Source organism: Streptomyces sp. NPDC044033, assembly GCF_056434425.1.
This window is the reverse complement of record NZ_JBWKFF010000028.1, coordinates 20,026-37,239: the sequence shown is the minus strand read 5'-3', so window position 1 is coordinate 37,239 and position 17,214 is coordinate 20,026. Positions and strand designations below refer to the sequence as shown.

Genomic DNA, 17,214 nt, shown 5'->3' with positions numbered 1-17,214 from the left:
CGGCTCTGTGGCCAACAGATATCGCATCGGCAGAAGATCTTCCTGTCCCGAGGATGCAGGACATCCAGCCTGGACGGTTCCCTCATTCAGGGTTGTCAGGACGGTCTCTGTGCGGTGTGAGGCCGCGTTCTGTCCTCCAGGGTCCAGTACAGGTCTTCCGCATCGGGACCGGCGTTCCAGGTTTTGAGCAGTCTCGTCGCGACCAGTCGATCGAACACACGGGGCAGTTCGGCAGGATCGGTACCGCCGGCGCGCGCCATCTGCTCGAGCTCGCTCCAACCGCTGCCGGTTTGGGGATCCGTGTGGGCTGCGAGGTAGACGCTCGCCAGCTGTACCAGCGGCTCCGCGATCCCCGCCCTCGAGGGACAGCCGGCGCGCAGCGCCCAGTCGGCTGCATGCCTACGGTCGCTGCGAGCTGGCGCCTGGCCCAGCAGGGTGGCATCCAGCAGTTCGGCAACGAACTCGTTGGCGGCGTGTGCGGGAGCGGAGCGGAGCCAACGCGCTCGTTCAAGCTCGTGCCACGGTCCGGGGGTGTCGAGGCGAAGGCTGCGCAGCAGGCCTTTGGACAGACGGACATGCATGGTGGCATCCATGCGCAGGGTGCACTGGAGGGCGAGCAGGCGTGCCGCGGCCGAGGCATCGGGCGGGAGAGCGGCGGCCAGGTAGCTGAGCATTTCGCACACTCGGATCTGCTCACCGGGGCCTCTGGGCTGTCGTGGGCGTCGCCGCGCGGTCGGTGGCTGCCGCAGGGTGGCGCGCAGGGCGGTGTCGGGGACGACGGCGGCCTGGGCTGTCGCGGCGGCGCAGGCGCTGCAGGCATCGGCGAGTCGCCAGAGCCGTCCGCCGCGCTCGCAGGCGAGGAGGAGGCGGATGGGGCCGTCGCAGCCTCGGTGACGGGGGTGCCAGCGGCAGCCTCGTTCGTGGCACTGGCAGATCCTCAGATGAGGCGGGAGGAGGTCGCCGCGGGCGTGGCGGGCGTGGCGGGCGAGGTGGGCGAGTGCGGCTGAGCGGGCGGAGGCTGCGGCGACCTGGCCGCCCGCCTGCGGGCATGGCTGGCAGACCAGAAGGAGCCCGCTGGCGTGCGAGCGCAGTTCCACGGTCCAGGCGCGTGGCATCGCTGAGCATGGTGTGCGCAGCCTCATAGGCGCGTGTTCCTCCTGTCGCTTGCGCGCCGGTCCCGTCTTCGGCTGTGGGGCGGCGGCCCACCGTAGTGCAGACTTCTGCCCTGTCGTGGGCAGTGCCACCTGGGGAAATGGGGCAGAGGTCTGCACTGACAGGGCAGGGGTCTGCGCCGTCGGATGGACGGGTGACGATCTTGCCGCCCGATCCGGACCTCGATGCGCTGCGGTTGGAGCTCGCGCGTCTGCGGGCCGTGCGCGGGTGGAGCTACGACGAGCTTGCCTCCCGCAGCGGGCTGGCCAGGCGCACCGTCATCGAGATCGAGCAGGGCCGCACCATCGGCACGCTGAAGACCTGGCACGCCCTCGCCCACGCCCTGAACACCCCCTGGACGACCTCTTCAGCACCCTGTGCCGCGGGCACGAGGTGCCCGGCCCTCCATCCGACTGACGCCCTGCCAGGCCACAGACACGGATCACCCGAACGACAACACCCCATCGAACATGCGGCCGGAGATTCGCACACCAGTCACCTTGCATGCGGCTTACCGGGTGATACGGCGGGACGGGTGCCGCGCACGCGGCGCGTTGGCTGACAGGTTCGCCCGCATGCGTTCCACCCCCTCTCCTCCGGTCCGGCACGCGGCCGCTCCCCCGCGCCGCTCCTTGCGCGTGGCATCAGACAGCGGCAGCCGACTGCTGCGCTGCGGCCAGAGTGGCCGCTGCCGCGAGTGCGGCAACCGCATCGAGTGGTATCACCGCAGCACGCAGCAGCCCGTCCGCCTCCATCCGTACGAACTGCCCTCCGCACGGGTGCCCGCCGTCTGCCGCTGGCACGTCAGTTCCGGCATCGCCCACCCCGCGGGCGACGGCAGCGGCTGGTGCCGGCTGCTGCACACCGTCGTGTGCCCCGCCAGCGACGTGTCCTCGACGCCGCCCACACTGACCGGCCTGCGCCGGACACTGGCCGTCAACACCCGCTGCCTGATCGACACCGGTGCTTTCACCCCGTCCCCGGCGCCGTTGGACGGCCCGACGCCAGCACTGTGCCGCCCGGGCCGGCCGATCGTGCAGTTGCTGTACGTCCGCTATCTCGCTGCCCGCCCCGTGGACGAGATCCAGTGCGTGGCTCAGACCAGGCGCCGACGCCGCTGCACCAGTCCGCTGCTCACCCCCGCTGCCCCGTCCGGCGTCTGGAGGCTGGTCCCGGCCACCACAGCCAGCGGCCAGCTGGCGCTGCCCGCCGATGTCATGGCCGTGTACGACCTGAGCGCCCTGCCCTATGCGGCGCAGCTGCGCTGGCGCGCCCAGCGCTGCCCGCAGCACGCCGCCGTCCCGGGGGCCGCCGACCTGGCGATGGCCGACTGGGAGCCCTTCGACCCGTTGCGCCACCACGAGCACATCCACAACCGCCTGCCGGCCCCTGCCCGGCACACCGGGAGGACGGGCCGGATGCGAAAGGCGGTTCAGTTGTGAACCGGCACCACGCTGTGGAGGTCATCCTGACCCGGCCCGTCACCAGCGGCGAACTCCACCACAGCTGCCGCATCGTGCCGTTGGCGGCGAACGCCGACCGCACCCGGCTGATGGCTCTCCAGCGTGCGCACAGCCCGGGCGGCGCTCTGCACATGCTGCGCCGGCGGCTGGGCTCCCTGCTGCCCATCGACGTCCTGACCACCCACTACCCCAACCGCCACGGCCATGTCCTGCTCAACGTCGACCTCAAGCACACCGCGGCGGCCGCCATCCGACAGGCCGCCGCGGTCCGCGGACAGCGCCCACAGGATTTCCTCGGCCGGTGTGTGACCGACGCCCTCGCTGAACACGAACAGCGCCGAAGGCGGCTGCTGGAAGCCCGGCTCGAGGACCTGCTCGTCCATCACCCGCCCGAAGACATCCTGGCCTGCGCTGGCAGCCTGCTGGACCGGCGCCGCCCGCCGGCGGCGCCGTAGTCCCCCCACGGCTGGCCTCGCTCGACACACACCACGCGTCCCATCCCCTTCTTCCTTTCGCGGAGCCCTTGTTGCACACGCCCACCGACGAACAGGCCCACGCCGCCGACGCCTTCCGGACCGGCCACCATCTCGTCCTGCAAGCCGGCGCCGGAACGGGGAAAACCAGCACGCTCGGCCTGCTCGCATCCAGCACCGGGCGCCGCGGCCGCTACCTCGCCTTCAACAAGGACATCGCGCGGGACGCCGCCACCCGCTGCCCCCACACGGTGCTGTGCAAGACCGCCCACGCCACGGCCTACGCCGCGCTCGGTCACCGCTACACGAACCGGCTCAACAGCCCCCGCCAGCCCGCATGGAAGACCGGCCAGGCCCTTGGCATCACCCGCCCTCTACGCATCGGCGATCACGAGATCGGCCCCAGGGCGCTCTCCCACACCGTACTGCGCACCGTGACCCGCTACTGCTACTCCGCCGACAGCACCCTGGCCCACCACCACGTGCCACGCATGCGCGGCCTGGACACGGCCGACGACCACGCCCAACTCGTCGGCCAGATCATGCCGTTCGCGCTCAAAGCCTGGGCCGACCTGCACAACCCCGAGCGGGGCGTGGTCCGCTTCGAACACGACCACTACCTGAAAATGTGGGCCCTCACCGGACCCAGACTCGAGGCCGATTTCCTTTTTCTCGACGAGGCCCAGGACACCAACCCGGTCCTGGAGGAGGTCTTCGCCGCCCAGCGCGGCCATGCCCAGCTCGTCATGGTCGGTGACTCCGCCCAGGCCATCTACGGCTGGCGCGGCGCCCGGGACGTGATGAGCGGCTTTGACGCCACCCCTCTCACCCTGACCCGATCCTTCCGCTTCGGTCCTCTGATCGCCGATGAGGCCAACCGGTGGCTCACCCTCGCCGACGCCCCCATCCGTCTGACCGGTACCGAAGCCATCGCCACCGATGTCGGCGTCCTCAACCGGCCGGACGCGGTGCTGTGCCGCACCAACATCGGCGCCATGGCCGAAGTCATGCGCCTGCTCGCCGCCGGCCACCGCGTCGCCCTCACCCGGGGAAGGCAACAGCTGGCCGCACTTGCCCTCGCCGCCCGCGACCTCAAAGACGGCCGCCGCACCTCCCACCCCGAGCTCGTCCTCTTCACCTCATGGGGCGAACTTCAGGACTACGCCGCGTATGACCCCGCCGGACGCGACGTCCAGCCCTTCGTCGACCTCGTCGATACCCACGGACCCGATGCCATCCTCGCCGCAGTCGACCAGCTCACCGACGAGGAGCACGCCGACGTGACCGTTTCCACCGCCCACACCGCAAAGGGCCGAGAATGGCCCACTGTTCAAATCGGCAACGACTTCCCCCCGCCTAAGGACACCGACCAGCACGATGCCCAGGGAAGCCCCATCCCGGAGCCAGTCAGCGACACCGATGCCCGCCTCACTTATGTCGCCGTCACCCGCGCCCGCCGCCAACTCGACCTCGGCGGCCTCTCCTGGATCAACACGCACCCCACCACGTGCAGCGCGGTATAGACGCCGAACCGGAAATCACCGATGCGTCACCGGAGCACTTCACCCCAACTCCTTGATGCAGCCATCGCCGATCCGGTCACGACCAGGGCCACGGCTGCGACTCTGCGGAATGACGCTATCGAGTGGGCCGTCGTCCCGAGGCCGCGAGCGCAGATCGCGCTGCCGCAACACGGCGCAGCTGGCCTGCCGCCAGGTCGAGCACTGGAAATTCCCCGAGAACGTCATCATGAGCCGGAGCCCAAAACCTTCGGTACTCAAGGGGTTGGTCGGGTCCTTGACTGCGTCCTACGGTCAGTAGTCGACGTCGAGGTAGTCGATATCGGTGAAGTCCACCAGCAGGCCGTGGGCGCGCCGTCCGCGGTCTTTGAAGTAGATCTCCTGGAGTCCCTCGGCGACGATGCCCTGGAGCTGCTGCTCGGTGGCTCCGGCGGTGTGAGCGTCGAAGAGCCGTGCGGCGTAGGCCGGGGGCAGGCCTTGGGTGATGGACCGCTGCCGTGGGTCGTCGGTGGTGCCCGGGGCAGCGGCGAATCCGAAGCGTGCCCGAGCGTCGATGATGATGCCGCCGGTGGTGGTGACGGCCTGCTTTTGGGCCCGGTCGCGTACTCGGGGCTGCCATCGTTTACGGACCTCGCCCGCGAGCCGGTCCGCGAGGTGGCGGCGGGGTTGCTTGAGCTGCCCTGCGAGGTAGCGCTCGACGGTGCGCTGGGTGATGCCCAGCAAGTCGGCTGCGGCTTTGGTGCCCTTGGTCTGCTTGACCAGGAACTGCATCTGTTTCTGGGCCGACTTCGGGATGGGGCGGGTGAAGTGTGCGGCGTCGGCCTGGTCGAGGCTGTCGGCGATGATGCCCATCGGTGCCTACTCCCCTTCGTCCTGGCCGGAGACGATGCCGGTTTTGATGTGCCGGGCGATGTTCACGTCAGGGCTGTGTTCTTCCAGCAGGCCTTCGGCCCACAGCACGCTCTGGGTGCCCTCGTGTTTGACCATTCCGGGTGAGACGCCGAGCCGGAAGCCGCCGGGCAGGGGCTTGCCGTCCTGGTAGGGCAGGAAGTCGAGCGGGCTTGGGCCGTCGGAGGCGTACACGGCGCAGTCGGAGAGGATCGCGACCGGGTACAGGTCGGCGTGGTGGGCAAGCTTGAGCATCTTGCGGTGCATGTTGACGCGGGCGTTGGCGATGACAGCGGCGCGGATGTCGGGGCGCCAGGTCGGGCGGGCGAGGGCGGGCCAGGGCTCGCCCGGCCGCCAGCCGCCGCTGCGGGCCCGCTCGCGCAGTTTGCCGATGCCGCCTTTGACGGTGGCCTTGATGGCGCTGAGAACGGCGGCAAGGACGGGGTCGGTGTGCTGGTGGCCGTTCATCGCGGCCAGGAACTGTTCCTTGGGCATGCCGGGGGTGATGCCGAGGTCGGCCATCGTGGTGATGTAGGCGTCCCGCAGCCGGGTGTACCAGGAGTCGAGGTAGGGGCCGTGCTCGTAGCGCAGGTAGGCCTCCAAAGGAGTGATCTGGTAGCCGAGTTCTGCCGCGTAGGCGAGGGTCGGGGTGGCGTACCAGGCCGGGCCTGTGGGGCGTTCGCCGTGGGGGGGGTGAACGGGCTGGGCAGGCGTTCGTCGAAGGTGATGTGAGAGAGGTCGGCCAGCCAGGAGCCGGGCAGTTTCGCGTCGAAGACCGGGCGGTGGACGTGGACGGGGGCGGACAGGCCGACGGTCAGCCGGTTGGCGGCCGCGGCGAAGGCCATGTTGACGTCGATGCCGACCACGTAGGGCTTCATGCATTCCTCGTCCGTCAGTGGCCGGGCCCACTGGTAGGCCTCTTCGTCCAGCACCTGGTCGGGGGTGCGCTGGTGGAAGCGGGGATACAGGGCGGCGACGGCCGGGTGTCCGTCGGGGGCCTCGGGCGGTGCGCACTCGACCGCTTCGCTCAGCGAGCCGGGCATCGCACCGGACACCCAGTTACCGGTGGCGGGGTCCTTGACCGCGCGGGTCGGCGGGCGCAGCGCGGTCATCAGTTCCAGTCCGGTGACGGCAGTGGAGCCGCACGGCGTGAGTACGCGGGTGGCGTACGTACCGAGCAGGCGGGCGAGTTCGGCCGGCTGCAGCTGGTGTGCACTCCCCCAGGAGCGGGTGTCGAGCGCGCCCCATGGGACGACGGCGAACTGCACGCACTGGCGGCGTGTGCTGTCGGCCGTGCGGTAGACCCGCGCCCATGGGCCGAAGCCTCGCTTCGTCAACTTCCAATGGGCTTTGGCGAGTTGTTTGAGCACGGGATGGTCGTCGGGCAGGCGTAGGCCGCGCCGGTCCTCCAGTACGGCCGGCAGGCCGAGGCGCTGGATGGCGGAGACGGTCAGCACGATCAGCGGGTCGGCGTCCTTGCCCGAGCGGTGCAGACGCCCAGCGCCCAGTTGACCAGTGCCGGGAGGTCGGTGAGCGGGCATGCGAGCACCTGGCCGTCCGCGCAGTATGCCGCCCCGTCGCCGTCCACGACGGTGAGCGGGCCATGGGCAAAGCGTGCCTCGGTTGCGGGCACGGCCGCCGCCTTCCTGGCCACCGGCGGGTTCGCCGTGGGCGGCCGGGCGGGGGCAGCCGTGCTTGCCGCGGGCAGGACGGCCGACATGGGTGTCTCCGGCTGCGAGATGGCGGTCGGGCCGGTACGAGGTGCTGACGCCGAGCCAGAGAGCGGCTGAGGAGCGGGGAAGCGTTCAGCGAGGCCGTCGAGGAGGCGGATGTAGGCGGCCCGTGTGGGAGGGCGCGGCTCGGTACGGCCTGCCTCCCAGCCGGCCACCGTCTCGCGTCGCACGTTCAGCGCCTTCGCGACCTGGTCCTGGCTCAGGCCCGCAGCCTCGCGCAGCCGCTTGCGTTCGGCGGGGAGCGGCAGGGCATCCGGCGCTGCCGCCTGTTCCAGCAGGGCATCGACCGATGCGAAGAACCCGTTCTGCTCGTCCGACACGAGAGTCACCTCCACCCTCACCCTATACGAAGCACACATCGAATCGCACATCAAACACACATATGCATCGGGAGTTGAGGGCGCACACACGTCCGGACGCCCCCGCCCCGCATCGGGCGGCCAAACGATCGGGGTCCGGGTGCGCTGCGTCGGCTCCGGAAGCAGCCGACGTTCGTGAGCACGTCCGCTTCGACTGCCGCACCACCACGAGAGGGATCCTGCGGGTCGCGGCGACAGTGCAGCTACGGAGGAACGCGCCTGCTCACGCGCCGAGCCCCTTGCGGGATGGGTGGGGCGAAAGGGCCACAATCTCACCAATGGCTTTCGCCTGGCTGGGCAAGTCCTCTCCCCTACCGGGCAGTTGTGTCTGCGCGGAGCACGGACACCTGCACTGGCTGAGCCGTCCCGGGCGGGTTGAGAGAGGGCAAGCAGGGTGAGGGTACGGCGGCTATCGCTGCAGCACTTCCGCGGCGTCAGCAAGGGCACGGTGCTGTTGGACGGGCATTCGCTGCTGGTGGGCTCCAACAGCGTCGGCAAATCCACCGTCTGCGACGCCCTGGAGCTCATCCTGGGGCCGGAGCGCATGTTCCGCCGGCCGGTGATCGACGAGTACGACTTCCACGGCGCCCGCTACCAGCCGGTGGACGGAGAGCTGCCGGAGATCCGACTGGAGGCCATGCTGACCGGCCTGTCGCCGGAGGCGGAGCGCCGCTTCGGCTCCCATCTGCGGCGCTGGTCGACCGCATCCGATGATTTCGCCGACCTGGAACCGGGCCAGCTCGTCGAGGCGGATGCCGGCGAGTGTGCCTGCCAGACAGCCGCTACGTGTTCGACCTGCTGGCCGCCACCGCCGCCACCCTGCTGGAGAACAGCCGTGCGGTACGCGCCCTGTACAGCAGCATCTACCCGCTGGTCATCGTCGACGAGTTCCAGGACACCAGCATCGACCAGTGGCGGGCTGTGCGGGCACTCGGCCAGGCCTCCACCGTGATCTGCCTGGCCGACCCCGACCAGCGCATCTTCGGGCACCTGCCCGGTGTCGACGAGGAACGCATCGCGCACGCCGTCGCCCACCTGCAGCCGGAGCGCTTCGACCTGTCGAAGGACAACCATCGCAGCCCCGAAGGCGGCCTGCTCGGCTACGCCAACGCCGTCCTGCACAACACCCCCGCGCCCGTCCCGGACAGCGTCAGAACCCTCACCTACGCGCAGGCGGTGGGGAGCTCTTCCGGTGGAGATCCGCACCCACCAGGCGGTGATCGCCCTGCGGGAACACCTGCGGGCCGAGCTCGGACGCGAGCTCACCCTCGCCGTCCTGGCCACCACCAACAGCCTCGTCGGCCGCATCTCCGAGAAGATCAGCGTCGAGAACGTGACCGCCCGGGGCGTGCTGCCGCCGGTGGAGCACGCCCTGCACTGGGACCCCGAACTGGCGGCCGCGGCCGGGTTCGTCGTCGCCTCCCTCCTGGAGTGGCCCGCCCTGCCCCGCCAGGAGGCGCTCGCCAGGACCCCTGCGCGCTATGGCCGACTTCTACCGCACCAAGTTCGCCCGCGGCACCGCGGGCGCCCGCGCCAAGATCCAGACCATCGAGCGGGCCATCACCGCCCTGGCCGAGGGCAAGCCCGTGCGCGCCAAGACGGCGCAGGCTCCCCTGACCGCCTACGACGCCGGCCTGAAGCTGGCCGGACAGCCCATCACCGACTGGCAGGAGGCCCGCGCCCGGCTGCGGGGCTCCGCCGAACTCGAGGAACTGTCCAAGCAGGTGCGGATGCTGCGCCTGCTGAACGCCACCGACACCCTCGCCCTCACCCTCACCCAGGCCTGGGACGGGTCCGCTGCCTACACCGACGCGGCCGCCGCCGTGCGCCGCGCGCTGGCCGGCGACCAGTTGACGGTCCCCGAACAGAACACCGCTGCGGTCAGCCTGATGAGCATGCACCGCTCCAAGGGCAAGGAGTTCGACGGAGTGGTCATCGCCGAAGGCGCCCACCACAGCCGGCTGCTGGATGCCACCTGGGACGAGGAGCGCATCCGGGCCAACCGGCGCCTGCTGCGGGTGGCGATCACCCGCGCCCGCCACATGGTGGTCTTCGTCCGCCCCGAGGACGCCGTGCCTCTCATCCCCCGCGTCGAGCCAAAGACTGTCTCTGACGGAGCGTGATGCCTTCGGGGCGCTTCGCTGCGCCGCGCACCGGCTTCCTTGGCTCCAGGTGAGCCGGTGGAGTGCTCAAGGCGTGTGCCGCAGACGTGGTTACCGGCAGGGTGCAGGACGATGGCGGGATGGACGAACAGGGCGAGGCGGCGCCGGTACAGATCCCTGACCGCGCCCACGTGGTGGGTCCTGGCTGGCAGGAGCTCCTGGCCCGCCTGCACCAGCAGTTGTGCACGCTTGCCCCCGGCTACGTACTCACCGGCCTCAAGGAGAAGCTCGGCGGGCTGCGGGTTCAGGTGGAGGCCGAGGGTGCCGACCCTTCCATGCTGCGTGCCGTGGTGACTGCGGCGGAGACGGAGTCGGTGCACATCTGCGAGTTCTGTGGCGCGCCCGGCGACGTCCGTACCCGCAACGACGAGCCAGGAGGCTGGCGCATGGCCGTGTGCGACACCTGCCACAGCGGATGGTCCGCCCACCAGCTCATGATCCTTCACGGTGTGGTGCGGAAGCGGTGCAGATGAGGCGAGGACCCGTCCCGAGTTCCCGTCACCGGCACCGGCCCTCCGGCCGGTGTGTTCAGGCCAGTTGACCGCGCCCACCCGCCGCTATCTGCAGTGCTGGGATGGCGAAAGATCCTCCGGCCTTTCCCGAGAACGCCTCGCCCACGCCGACCGCGACACCCACCTCGTCGGCGCCTACCCCAGCCCATCACCACAGTGACGGGGTCGGTCGACCTTGCGCTCGACCGACCCCGTCAGATCCATCGCATGTCGAGGGCTTCCAGAGCGTCGAGGTGTTCCCGGGTGTGCTGGGTGGGGTCGCAGCGCCGTTCCCTGACCCAGCGCCCCAGGTCGAGGGGGTGCCCGTCGATGGTGCACGGGTAGCTGCGGGGGACGTTGAGGTGCTGGTGGGAGCGCCAGAAGATGCGGGCGGCGCGCAGGCCGCGGGCGAAGGCCCAGTCGGGCAGGCCGCGGGGCCGGCGCAGGAGGAGAGCGAGGGGGTGCTGGAGCGGGAGGGCGCCCAGCAGGTTGTGCTGCATGTCGGTAAGGCTGCCGAGGTGGTCGATCTGATGGTCCAGCCAGCGGGTGAGGGGGCTGTCGTCGCTGTCGGGGCTGAGGTCGGGAAAGGTGAGGTCGCCGTGCCGGGCTGCCTTGAGGACCTTGGCGTAGGTGCGTTTCCACTCCTCTTTCCATCGGGCGGCCCACCAGGGGTAGATGTCGCTGAGCGCCCGCCGGTAGCAGTCGGGCAGAGCGCGTTGGCGGGCTTCTCGGCGCCAGTCGGCGACGTGGCGGCCCAGGGCGATGCCTGCGTGGTGTTCGTTGGCGCGGGGTGCGAGGTGGCCGTGCTGGGCGGTGTAGTCGCGGGCGATGTCGAGTTTATATTCGATGCTGCGGGGCGGGTGCTGCCAGGTCATGCCGAGTGCGCTCAGGCGTTTGATGCGGTCGGGCAGGAGCATGCGGTTGGCGTGCAGGGAGCGCTGCTGGCCGACCCACCAGCCCAGGTAGAAGCGGTCGGAGGTCAGATGCCGGCTGGCGACGTCGAGGCTGCCGTGTTCGGCGTGATAGCGCTGGGCCTGTTCGAAGCCCATCTCCCAGACCTGGTTGGGGGCATCGACGTGGTCAAGCCCCAGGACGGCGAGGATCTCGTCGACGCGGATGGGGTGGGCCGCGAGTTCGGGCTCGGTGGGCTCGCCGTCCCCGTTGAGGTATTCGACACGCTCGAAGACGTGCTCGTCATAGACGCTGAGTTCGATGAGGACTTGATAGATCAGGTGGAACCGGGTGCGCCGGGTGGCCTGCCCGATGTCCTCTCCCGGCGCGGTATAGACAGGGATGACGATGGTGGAGATCTTGCCGTCGCCGGGGGTCTGGCGCAGGGTGCGGCCGACGGACTGGACGATGTCGATGGTGCTGGTCTTGGGGTGGGCGAACAGCAGGGAGTCGATGGCGGGGATGTCGATGCCTTCGGCGCAGCAGCGGCAGTTGGTCAGCACGCCCCGCCGCGGCCGGGCGTCGGCAGGGTGGGTGGAGAGCGGGGCGGTGCGGAAGGCCTCGTAGTTCTGGTAGCGGACGAAGGAGTTCTGTTTGGAGTTGACAGTGTTGACCTGGAGCCGCGACAGGTCATGGCCGGGCATGCGGGCGGCGGTCTGCGGCAGTGTTTCGGCGCAGGCCTCGGCGGCCGCAATGCAGGGGTGGAAGGTGAGGGTGCGCCTGAGGTCATAGCGCTTCTGGGCCACCAGGAGAGCGATCTGGGCTGCGGCGGCCCGCAGTGCTTCGCCGGTGTAGCTGGTGACGCTGCCACGCAGGCTGTGGCGTAGGTCCTTGTCGGTGATCGTGATGACGGCGATACGGTAGTCGGCAAGCAGGCCTTGCTGGATGGCCTCGGCCATGGAGAGGCGGTAGACGACGGGCCCGTACAGGCTCTGGTCGTCCATGGAGGCGATTTCGACGCTGAGCCCGCCGTCCGCGATCTTTCGGCGGTCGAACTTGCGGAACGTGGCGGTCATGTACAGGCGGTGGCGGGCGGGCAGCGCGTCGTTGTCGTGGACGGCGCCCCAGGCTTTGTCGAGGCGGCCTGCGGTGTGGTGGGCCTCGTCGGCGATGACGACGTCCCAGTCCGGCAGGTGGTAATCGGCGTGTGCCTGGACGACTTTGAACAGCGACTGGTAGGTGCAGAACACGCTGAGAGGACCGTCGACGTCCGCGGCGACCTCGGCGAGGCTCTCGGGTGTGTTCACCACCGTCAGCGTCTTGGCCAGGGAACGGCTGAGGGCCTCGCCGGGCGAGCAGATGCCCAGGTAGCGGCCGGGACGTCCCTCCCGGTGCCAGGTTCTCGCGGTCTGTTCCAGCAGGTCCTGCGAGGGCACCAGGACCAGAGACCGTCCCTGGGGTGCGGTCTCGTGTACGACGTGGAGACCTACGTGGGTCTTGCCGGTGCCGGTGGCCATGGTGCTGGTGACGCGGGTGGCGCCTTCGGCGAAGCCGGTGACGATGGCGTCCACGGCCATGTCCTGGTGACCGTACAGCGGTGTCTTGAGCCCGTTGAGGGTCACGGTTGCCACGTGTTGTCCTCCCCTGGATGTCATGGCAGTCCTCGGCCGAGGGTGAGGAGGATTTCGAGGTTCCGGGGCCGGGGCGGGGCAGGTTCACCCGAAGGTGTTATCGGGTCTTGACTGCCTGTATGAAGCGGCACGAGTGTCGCTGGTGGGGCGTGCTGTGGCGGGGAGGAAGTCCCATGGATTTAACGGGGTTGCTGGGGCCGAGCCGTCCGCTGCCGGTGCAGGTGCGGCCGGTGGGCGGGGAATCGACCGGATCGTTCGTGCGGCGGCTGGGGCGGGCCAACGGTCTGGACCTGGCCTCGTTCCTGGAGCGTGTCGGGCAGGGTGAAGCGTCCCGGGACCCGGAGCAGGTGGAGAAGTATCCGCAGTACACCGAGATGAAGGTGAACGCGGCGGGCCGCGCCTATCTGTCGGTACTGGCGGGCCTGGACGTGGGGCTGCTGCAGTGGGCGTTGCCGTCCCTGGCGGATGGCCTGCTGTTGCCCGGTACGGGGCCGGCGATGTGGCAGTGGCCGTGGGAAGCAGAGGGCGGGCATCTGGTGCCGTGGTGCACGTCGTGCGGACACCGGCGGCAGGTCGGTGAGCGGGTGTGGTTGATGTCGGCGGACAGCTGGCAGGTGTGCGGCCGGCATCTGCGGTGGACGGACGACTCGCGCAGCACCGATCCGGAGGCCGTATCGGTGGCCGCGCTGCCAGCCTGCGTGACAGCACACCGGGACAGGCTGCGTCTGCAGGGCAAGTTCAAGTCGGTCGGCGAGGAGTTGTTCGCCGATGCCTGTCAGGTCATGTACCAGTGGTGGACGTATGCGACCGACACTCTGGTGTGGGTGCAGCGCGCCTGGACGGCAGGGCTGGAGGCCCGTTCGGCGCGTGCTGTGCCGCTGGTCGTCTTCCCTGAGGCGGTCAAGCTGGCCTGGCTGATGCTGCGATTCGAGCAGGCGGGGCTGCGCACGCCGAAGGACCGGGGCAGGTGGCTGGTGCGAGTGCAGCATCAAGCGGACATGTGGGATGTCGACTTCGCCGCGGGCAAGAACGCACTGTTGCAGTGGCTGGAACGCCACAGCCGTCCGGCCGCGACGAGCGCGGAAGCCGCCGCGGCAGGACGGCGCCGGCTCGTGCTGGCGGAGCGGCACAACCGGCTCGCGGCCCGTTCGGGCTCACTTCAGCAGCGCTCATGCATGCCTGGCGCATGAGCCTTCATGGGGGCTGCCGCGGAGAATCGTGTGGTCGGGGGCGCGGCCGCCATCAAGCTCTCCCTCGCCGCCGTACGCGCAGGCTGCGTTCGGTCGGAGTAGTCCTGGTGGCCGAGTTCAGTCCTCCCCTGCCCGCTGCCCGAGGGAACCGTCCCGCCCGGTTGGCTGGCCGGCTGCTGGAGGCATGTGCGCCGCGTTGCGGGGTGGACGGCTCTTCTCCCCGTCCGCCGGGGATCACCTCTCGGCAGAAAACCGCTCAGGGGAGACCGCACCTTCGTGGCGGATCTGTCAAGAGCATGCCCTCGAACGGAGGAACTCTCGCTGCTTGCCTGCTGTGCGCTGTCGGCCAGCGCTCACCCTGGGCTGAGCGGTGAGCGGTGAGGGTGCCCTGCATGACGTACGGGTGTGCTACCTGGATGAGCGTGAGCAGTTGGTGTCGGCGGCGCCCGCTGCTCTGGTGGGGGTGGCGCTGGAGGAGCGGCGTCCGCCGAGCGAGCCGGTGGCCTTTCACGGTCGTCCGGGCAAGCTGTCCGACTGCTGGTGCTCCACGACCGGTGGGCATGTGGTGTGCGGTTCGCTGCGGCGCCGTCGGGTGGCACTGGAACTGGACTTCGATCCGGAGATCGCCTGGATCGGCGGGGAGCCGGTGGAACTGCACTGGCAGGGCGCGCAGGGCAAGCGGCGCTGGCGTCCGGATTTCGTGACGCGCACGGTCACCGGGGCACGCCAACTCGTGCTGGTGGAGCCCGAGAAAGGCGGTCCGCAGTGGCGGGAGGACCTGGAGGTCGCATGCCACGTCGCGGCGGCGGCCGACTGGCAGGTGTCGGTGCGGCGGGTGCCGGAGGGGGTGCGCCTGGCCAATCTGGAATGGGCGGCCGACTACCGCCAGGCGGCGCCGGTGACAGCCGTGGAACGGGAGGCGGTCGAGGAAGCCTTTCGCCGTGAACGTCCCATCGGCGAGGGGGCGCGGGCCAGCGGCGTGCCGTACGCTGCGGCGCTTGATCTGGTGTACCGGCTGGTGTGGCAGCGCCGTCTGGAGATCCACTGGGACCAGCCCCTAATGCCCCGGGCGACGGCGTGGCGTGCCGATGGGGCGGCATGAGCGGGCCGGCCGCGTTCACGCCGGGGCAGGTGCGCCTGGGTGACCGGGTGCCGTGGCTGGGCAGGGCCCACCAGGTGGTGGCGTTTCAGGGGTCGAACGTGGTGCTCCTGGACGAGGACACGTCCGCGCCGGTAGAGGTGCTGTACACGGCCATGGTCTGCGCGCCGGGCTTCGCTGTCCTGGATGGTGGCAACTCCCCCGTTGCGTCGGCCCCGTTGCCCGCCTTGGACGGTCCGCCGTCCAAGGCCCAGCGCAAGGAGGCCAAACGGTGGCATCGGCACATGAAGGAGCTCGACACCGGCCTGCTGCCGGGCAGCAGCCAGGCCCGGCCCGGATACGAGCCTGGAGAGACGACGCTGGCTGAGCGTTATGCCTGCAAGTCATGGGAGTTGGCGGCCGCCGGCGTGGAGGTCAGCGCCAAGACGCTGGAGTCGATGCGGCTGAAGTGGAAACGGGCGGGCGAGAATCCGCTGGTTCTGATCGAGCGGCGCCCCCGCGAGAGCGGGCATCGCACGGACCCCCGGGTCATCGAGATCATGCGGGAAGTGGTGATGAGCCACGGCCGCGGTTCAGAGGTGGACATCCAGGCCATCTGGGATGAGGTGCTCGATGCCGTCCAGGACCGCTTCAAGACGGAGCTGGAGGATCCGCGGGAGGCGCAGCGGCTGTTGCTGAAGCGGGCCACGTTCTACCGGCGGATGGAGGACACCGGGCTCGCCGAGTACCTGGCCGCTCCCACGCGGCGGCGCGCGCAGCAGGCGAGCAAGCCGCCTCCCCCGTACCGGCCCTCCCATGCGCGGCGACCAGGCGAGGTGGTGCAGATCGACACCTCGCCGCTGAAGGTGAAGGCGATCGGGGACGACGCCCAGGTGATCTCCGCTGAGCTGACGTCGGCGATCGATGTGGCGTCCCGGTCCAACTGCGCGGTGATGGTCGTTCCGGTGGTCACCGGGGAGGGCTTGCCGGGCAAGCGGATCGGGGGCCGGGCAACGAGGGCGTACGACCTGGTGCTGCTGCTGGCGCAGTGCTTTGCCCCGCTTGCCTGGCGGCCGCACTGGGATCCGCTGGCGCTGGCCGCCAACTCGGCGTTGCCGTTTGAGGATCTGCCGGACGCGGATGCGCGGTTCGCGCGCGGTTGCGGCACGTCCGGTCATTCATCCCCGCACGGTGATCATCGACCAGGGCAGCCCCTACCTGAGTGAGCATTTCAAGTACGTGTGCGACATGCTCGACGTCACCATCGTGTACGCGCGCAAGGACACCCCGACCGACAAGCCGATCAAAGAACGGTTCTTCCGCACCCTGGGCAGCCGGTTCAGCCAGCACGTGGTGGGCTGGACCGGAAAGGGCTTCGCCCACCGAGGGCTGGGGATCGACAAGGGTCCCCTGTATCCCATCAACACACTGCAGGACCTGGCCGAGCAGTGGGTCGCCCTCGACTACCAGCAGACACCGCACAAGGGACTGCGCAGCCCCTACACCCCGGGCCTGGTCCTGTCGCCGAACGAGATGTACGCGCAGCTGATGCCCATGACGGGCTACCGGCCGCGGCCGATCACCGCAACCGAGGCACGCGAGCTGCTGATCCCGGCCTGGGTGAAGATCAACGACAAGGGCATCACGATCGAGAACCGCACCTATCAGAGTGCGGACCGGCGGATGCGGCTGCTGATCGACCAGCGGTCCGGGATCAACGAGCACCATGACCGGTTCAAGGCCCGCTACAACCCCTACCACCCCGAAGTGGCCTACCTCTTCGACCACCTGTACTCGCAGGAGTGGATTGAGGTGGAGTTCACCTACCGGGGTCTACTCGAGGACGGGTGGACGCAGGACCTGTGGGAGCGGGCCACCGCGGCAGTCGTGGACAACGAAGGCCGCAAGGACGACCAGCTGGCGATCGTCAAGGCGGTCCGCGCGCTGCGCCGTTCCCTGCGCCAGGGCCCCAGCAAGGCGCAGCGGAACGCCCCCAAGATCCCGTTCCAGGGGCTGGAGGTGGACGCAGAGCCGGAGCCGGTGATGGACCCGTATGCGGGAGTGTCCATCGACATCGAGGCGGTCACCGCCTACCCGGCCCTGCCCATCGCCGGCCGGGAGATCCACCGGCCACCGCCCCCAGACAACGCAGACGCTTCGTGAGATTCAACTGCCCACCGACC

General features: G+C 69.8%; 14 protein-coding genes and 2 pseudogenes. 12 read left to right on the top strand and 4 right to left on the bottom strand.

The window, feature by feature from the left end; genetic code table 11:
- Positions 1 to 95: 95 nt before the first annotated feature.
- Entirely contained in the window at positions 96 to 674 is a 579-nt protein-coding gene (locus tag AC07AB_RS34950) for a hypothetical protein (protein ID WP_478575775.1), read from the bottom strand.
- A gap of 632 nt (positions 675 to 1,306) precedes the next feature.
- Here AC07AB_RS34950 and AC07AB_RS34945 point away from each other — a divergent pair.
- The 4 genes and pseudogenes from AC07AB_RS34945 (at position 1,307) to AC07AB_RS34930 (ending at position 4,611) form a co-directional block, all read left to right on the top strand.
- A pseudogene (locus tag AC07AB_RS34945) lies at positions 1,307 to 1,569 on the top strand (helix-turn-helix transcriptional regulator).
- A 221-nt stretch (positions 1,570 to 1,790) separates the two neighbouring features.
- Positions 1,791 to 2,594, top strand: a complete 804-nt coding sequence (locus AC07AB_RS34940; protein ID WP_478575774.1) for a DUF6083 domain-containing protein — start codon at positions 1,791 to 1,793, stop codon at positions 2,592 to 2,594.
- Complete coding sequence (locus AC07AB_RS34935; protein WP_478575772.1) at positions 2,591 to 3,070, top strand: hypothetical protein; 480 nt, start codon at positions 2,591 to 2,593, stop codon at positions 3,068 to 3,070. The genes AC07AB_RS34940 and AC07AB_RS34935 overlap by 4 nt, the downstream gene beginning before the upstream one ends.
- A 71-nt stretch (positions 3,071 to 3,141) precedes the next feature.
- Positions 3,142 to 4,611: a UvrD-helicase domain-containing protein gene (locus tag AC07AB_RS34930; RefSeq protein WP_478575771.1), complete on the top strand. Its 1,470-nt coding sequence runs from the start codon at positions 3,142 to 3,144 to the stop codon at positions 4,609 to 4,611.
- 291 nt (positions 4,612 to 4,902) lie between these two features.
- Here AC07AB_RS34930 and tpg read toward each other — a convergent pair whose 3' ends face one another.
- Together tpg and tap are read right to left on the bottom strand one after the other, a co-directional pair.
- On the bottom strand, positions 4,903 to 5,460 hold the full coding sequence (gene tpg, locus AC07AB_RS34925; RefSeq protein ID WP_478575769.1) for a telomere-protecting terminal protein Tpg: 558 nt from the start codon (positions 5,458 to 5,460) through the stop codon (positions 4,903 to 4,905).
- A gap of 6 nt (positions 5,461 to 5,466) precedes the next feature.
- A pseudogene (gene tap, locus AC07AB_RS34920) lies at positions 5,467 to 7,588 on the bottom strand (telomere-associated protein Tap).
- 394 nt (positions 7,589 to 7,982) lie between these two features.
- Between tap and AC07AB_RS34915 the strand changes: the two are divergent.
- The 4 genes from AC07AB_RS34915 to AC07AB_RS34900 all read left to right on the top strand — a co-directional run bounded on the left by AC07AB_RS34915 (position 7,983) and on the right by AC07AB_RS34900 (position 10,223).
- Positions 7,983 to 8,540: a DUF2813 domain-containing protein gene (locus AC07AB_RS34915; RefSeq protein ID WP_478575767.1), complete on the top strand. Its 558-nt coding sequence runs from the start codon at positions 7,983 to 7,985 to the stop codon at positions 8,538 to 8,540.
- On the top strand, positions 8,438 to 9,205 hold the full coding sequence (locus AC07AB_RS34910; protein ID WP_478575844.1) for a UvrD-helicase domain-containing protein: 768 nt from the start codon (positions 8,438 to 8,440) through the stop codon (positions 9,203 to 9,205). The genes AC07AB_RS34915 and AC07AB_RS34910 overlap by 103 nt, the downstream gene beginning before the upstream one ends.
- Positions 9,175 to 9,711, top strand: a complete 537-nt coding sequence (locus AC07AB_RS34905) for a 3'-5' exonuclease (RefSeq protein WP_478575843.1) — start codon at positions 9,175 to 9,177, stop codon at positions 9,709 to 9,711. Before AC07AB_RS34910 ends, AC07AB_RS34905 begins: the two co-directional genes overlap by 31 nt.
- 119 nt (positions 9,712 to 9,830) lie before the next feature.
- Positions 9,831 to 10,223 carry a hypothetical protein gene (locus AC07AB_RS34900; protein WP_478575765.1) on the top strand — a complete coding sequence of 131 codons (393 nt, stop codon included), beginning with the start codon at positions 9,831 to 9,833 and terminating at the stop codon, positions 10,221 to 10,223.
- A gap of 233 nt (positions 10,224 to 10,456) precedes the next feature.
- Here AC07AB_RS34900 and AC07AB_RS34895 read toward each other — a convergent pair whose 3' ends face one another.
- On the bottom strand, positions 10,457 to 12,763 hold the full coding sequence (locus tag AC07AB_RS34895) for a helicase associated domain-containing protein (RefSeq protein WP_478575763.1): 2,307 nt from the start codon (positions 12,761 to 12,763) through the stop codon (positions 10,457 to 10,459).
- Between the two features lie 119 nt (positions 12,764 to 12,882).
- Here AC07AB_RS34895 and AC07AB_RS34890 point away from each other — a divergent pair, with 119 nt between their 5' ends.
- The 4 genes from AC07AB_RS34890 to AC07AB_RS34875 all read left to right on the top strand — a co-directional run bounded on the left by AC07AB_RS34890 (position 12,883) and on the right by AC07AB_RS34875 (position 17,194).
- Entirely contained in the window at positions 12,883 to 13,953 is a 1,071-nt protein-coding gene (locus AC07AB_RS34890; protein ID WP_478575761.1) for a TniQ family protein, read from the top strand.
- 370 nt (positions 13,954 to 14,323) lie between these two features.
- Complete coding sequence (locus AC07AB_RS34885) at positions 14,324 to 15,055, top strand: TnsA-like heteromeric transposase endonuclease subunit (protein ID WP_478575759.1); 732 nt, start codon at positions 14,324 to 14,326, stop codon at positions 15,053 to 15,055.
- Positions 15,052 to 16,257 carry a transposase family protein gene (locus AC07AB_RS34880; RefSeq protein ID WP_478575757.1) on the top strand — a complete coding sequence of 402 codons (1,206 nt, stop codon included), beginning with the start codon at positions 15,052 to 15,054 and terminating at the stop codon, positions 16,255 to 16,257. Before AC07AB_RS34885 ends, AC07AB_RS34880 begins: the two co-directional genes overlap by 4 nt.
- Positions 16,223 to 17,194: a hypothetical protein gene (locus AC07AB_RS34875; RefSeq protein WP_478575755.1), complete on the top strand. Its 972-nt coding sequence runs from the start codon at positions 16,223 to 16,225 to the stop codon at positions 17,192 to 17,194. Before AC07AB_RS34880 ends, AC07AB_RS34875 begins: the two co-directional genes overlap by 35 nt.
- Positions 17,195 to 17,214: the final 20 nt, after the last annotated feature.

Bases quoted from the DNA above. Each gene is read 5' to 3' on its own strand.
- AC07AB_RS34900 (WP_478575765.1), top strand. From the start codon at position 9,831: ATGGACGAACAGGGCGAGGCGGCGCCGGTACAGATCCCTGACCGCGCC.
- AC07AB_RS34890 (WP_478575761.1), top strand. From the start codon at position 12,883: ATGAAGCGGCACGAGTGTCGCTGGTGGGGCGTGCTGTGGCGGGGAGGA.
- tpg (WP_478575769.1), bottom strand. From the start codon at position 5,460: ATGGGCATCATCGCCGACAGCCTCGACCAGGCCGACGCCGCACACTTC.
- AC07AB_RS34950 (WP_478575775.1), bottom strand. From the start codon at position 674: ATGCTCAGCTACCTGGCCGCCGCTCTCCCGCCCGATGCCTCGGCCGCG.
- AC07AB_RS34880 (WP_478575757.1), top strand. From the start codon at position 15,052: ATGAGCGGGCCGGCCGCGTTCACGCCGGGGCAGGTGCGCCTGGGTGAC.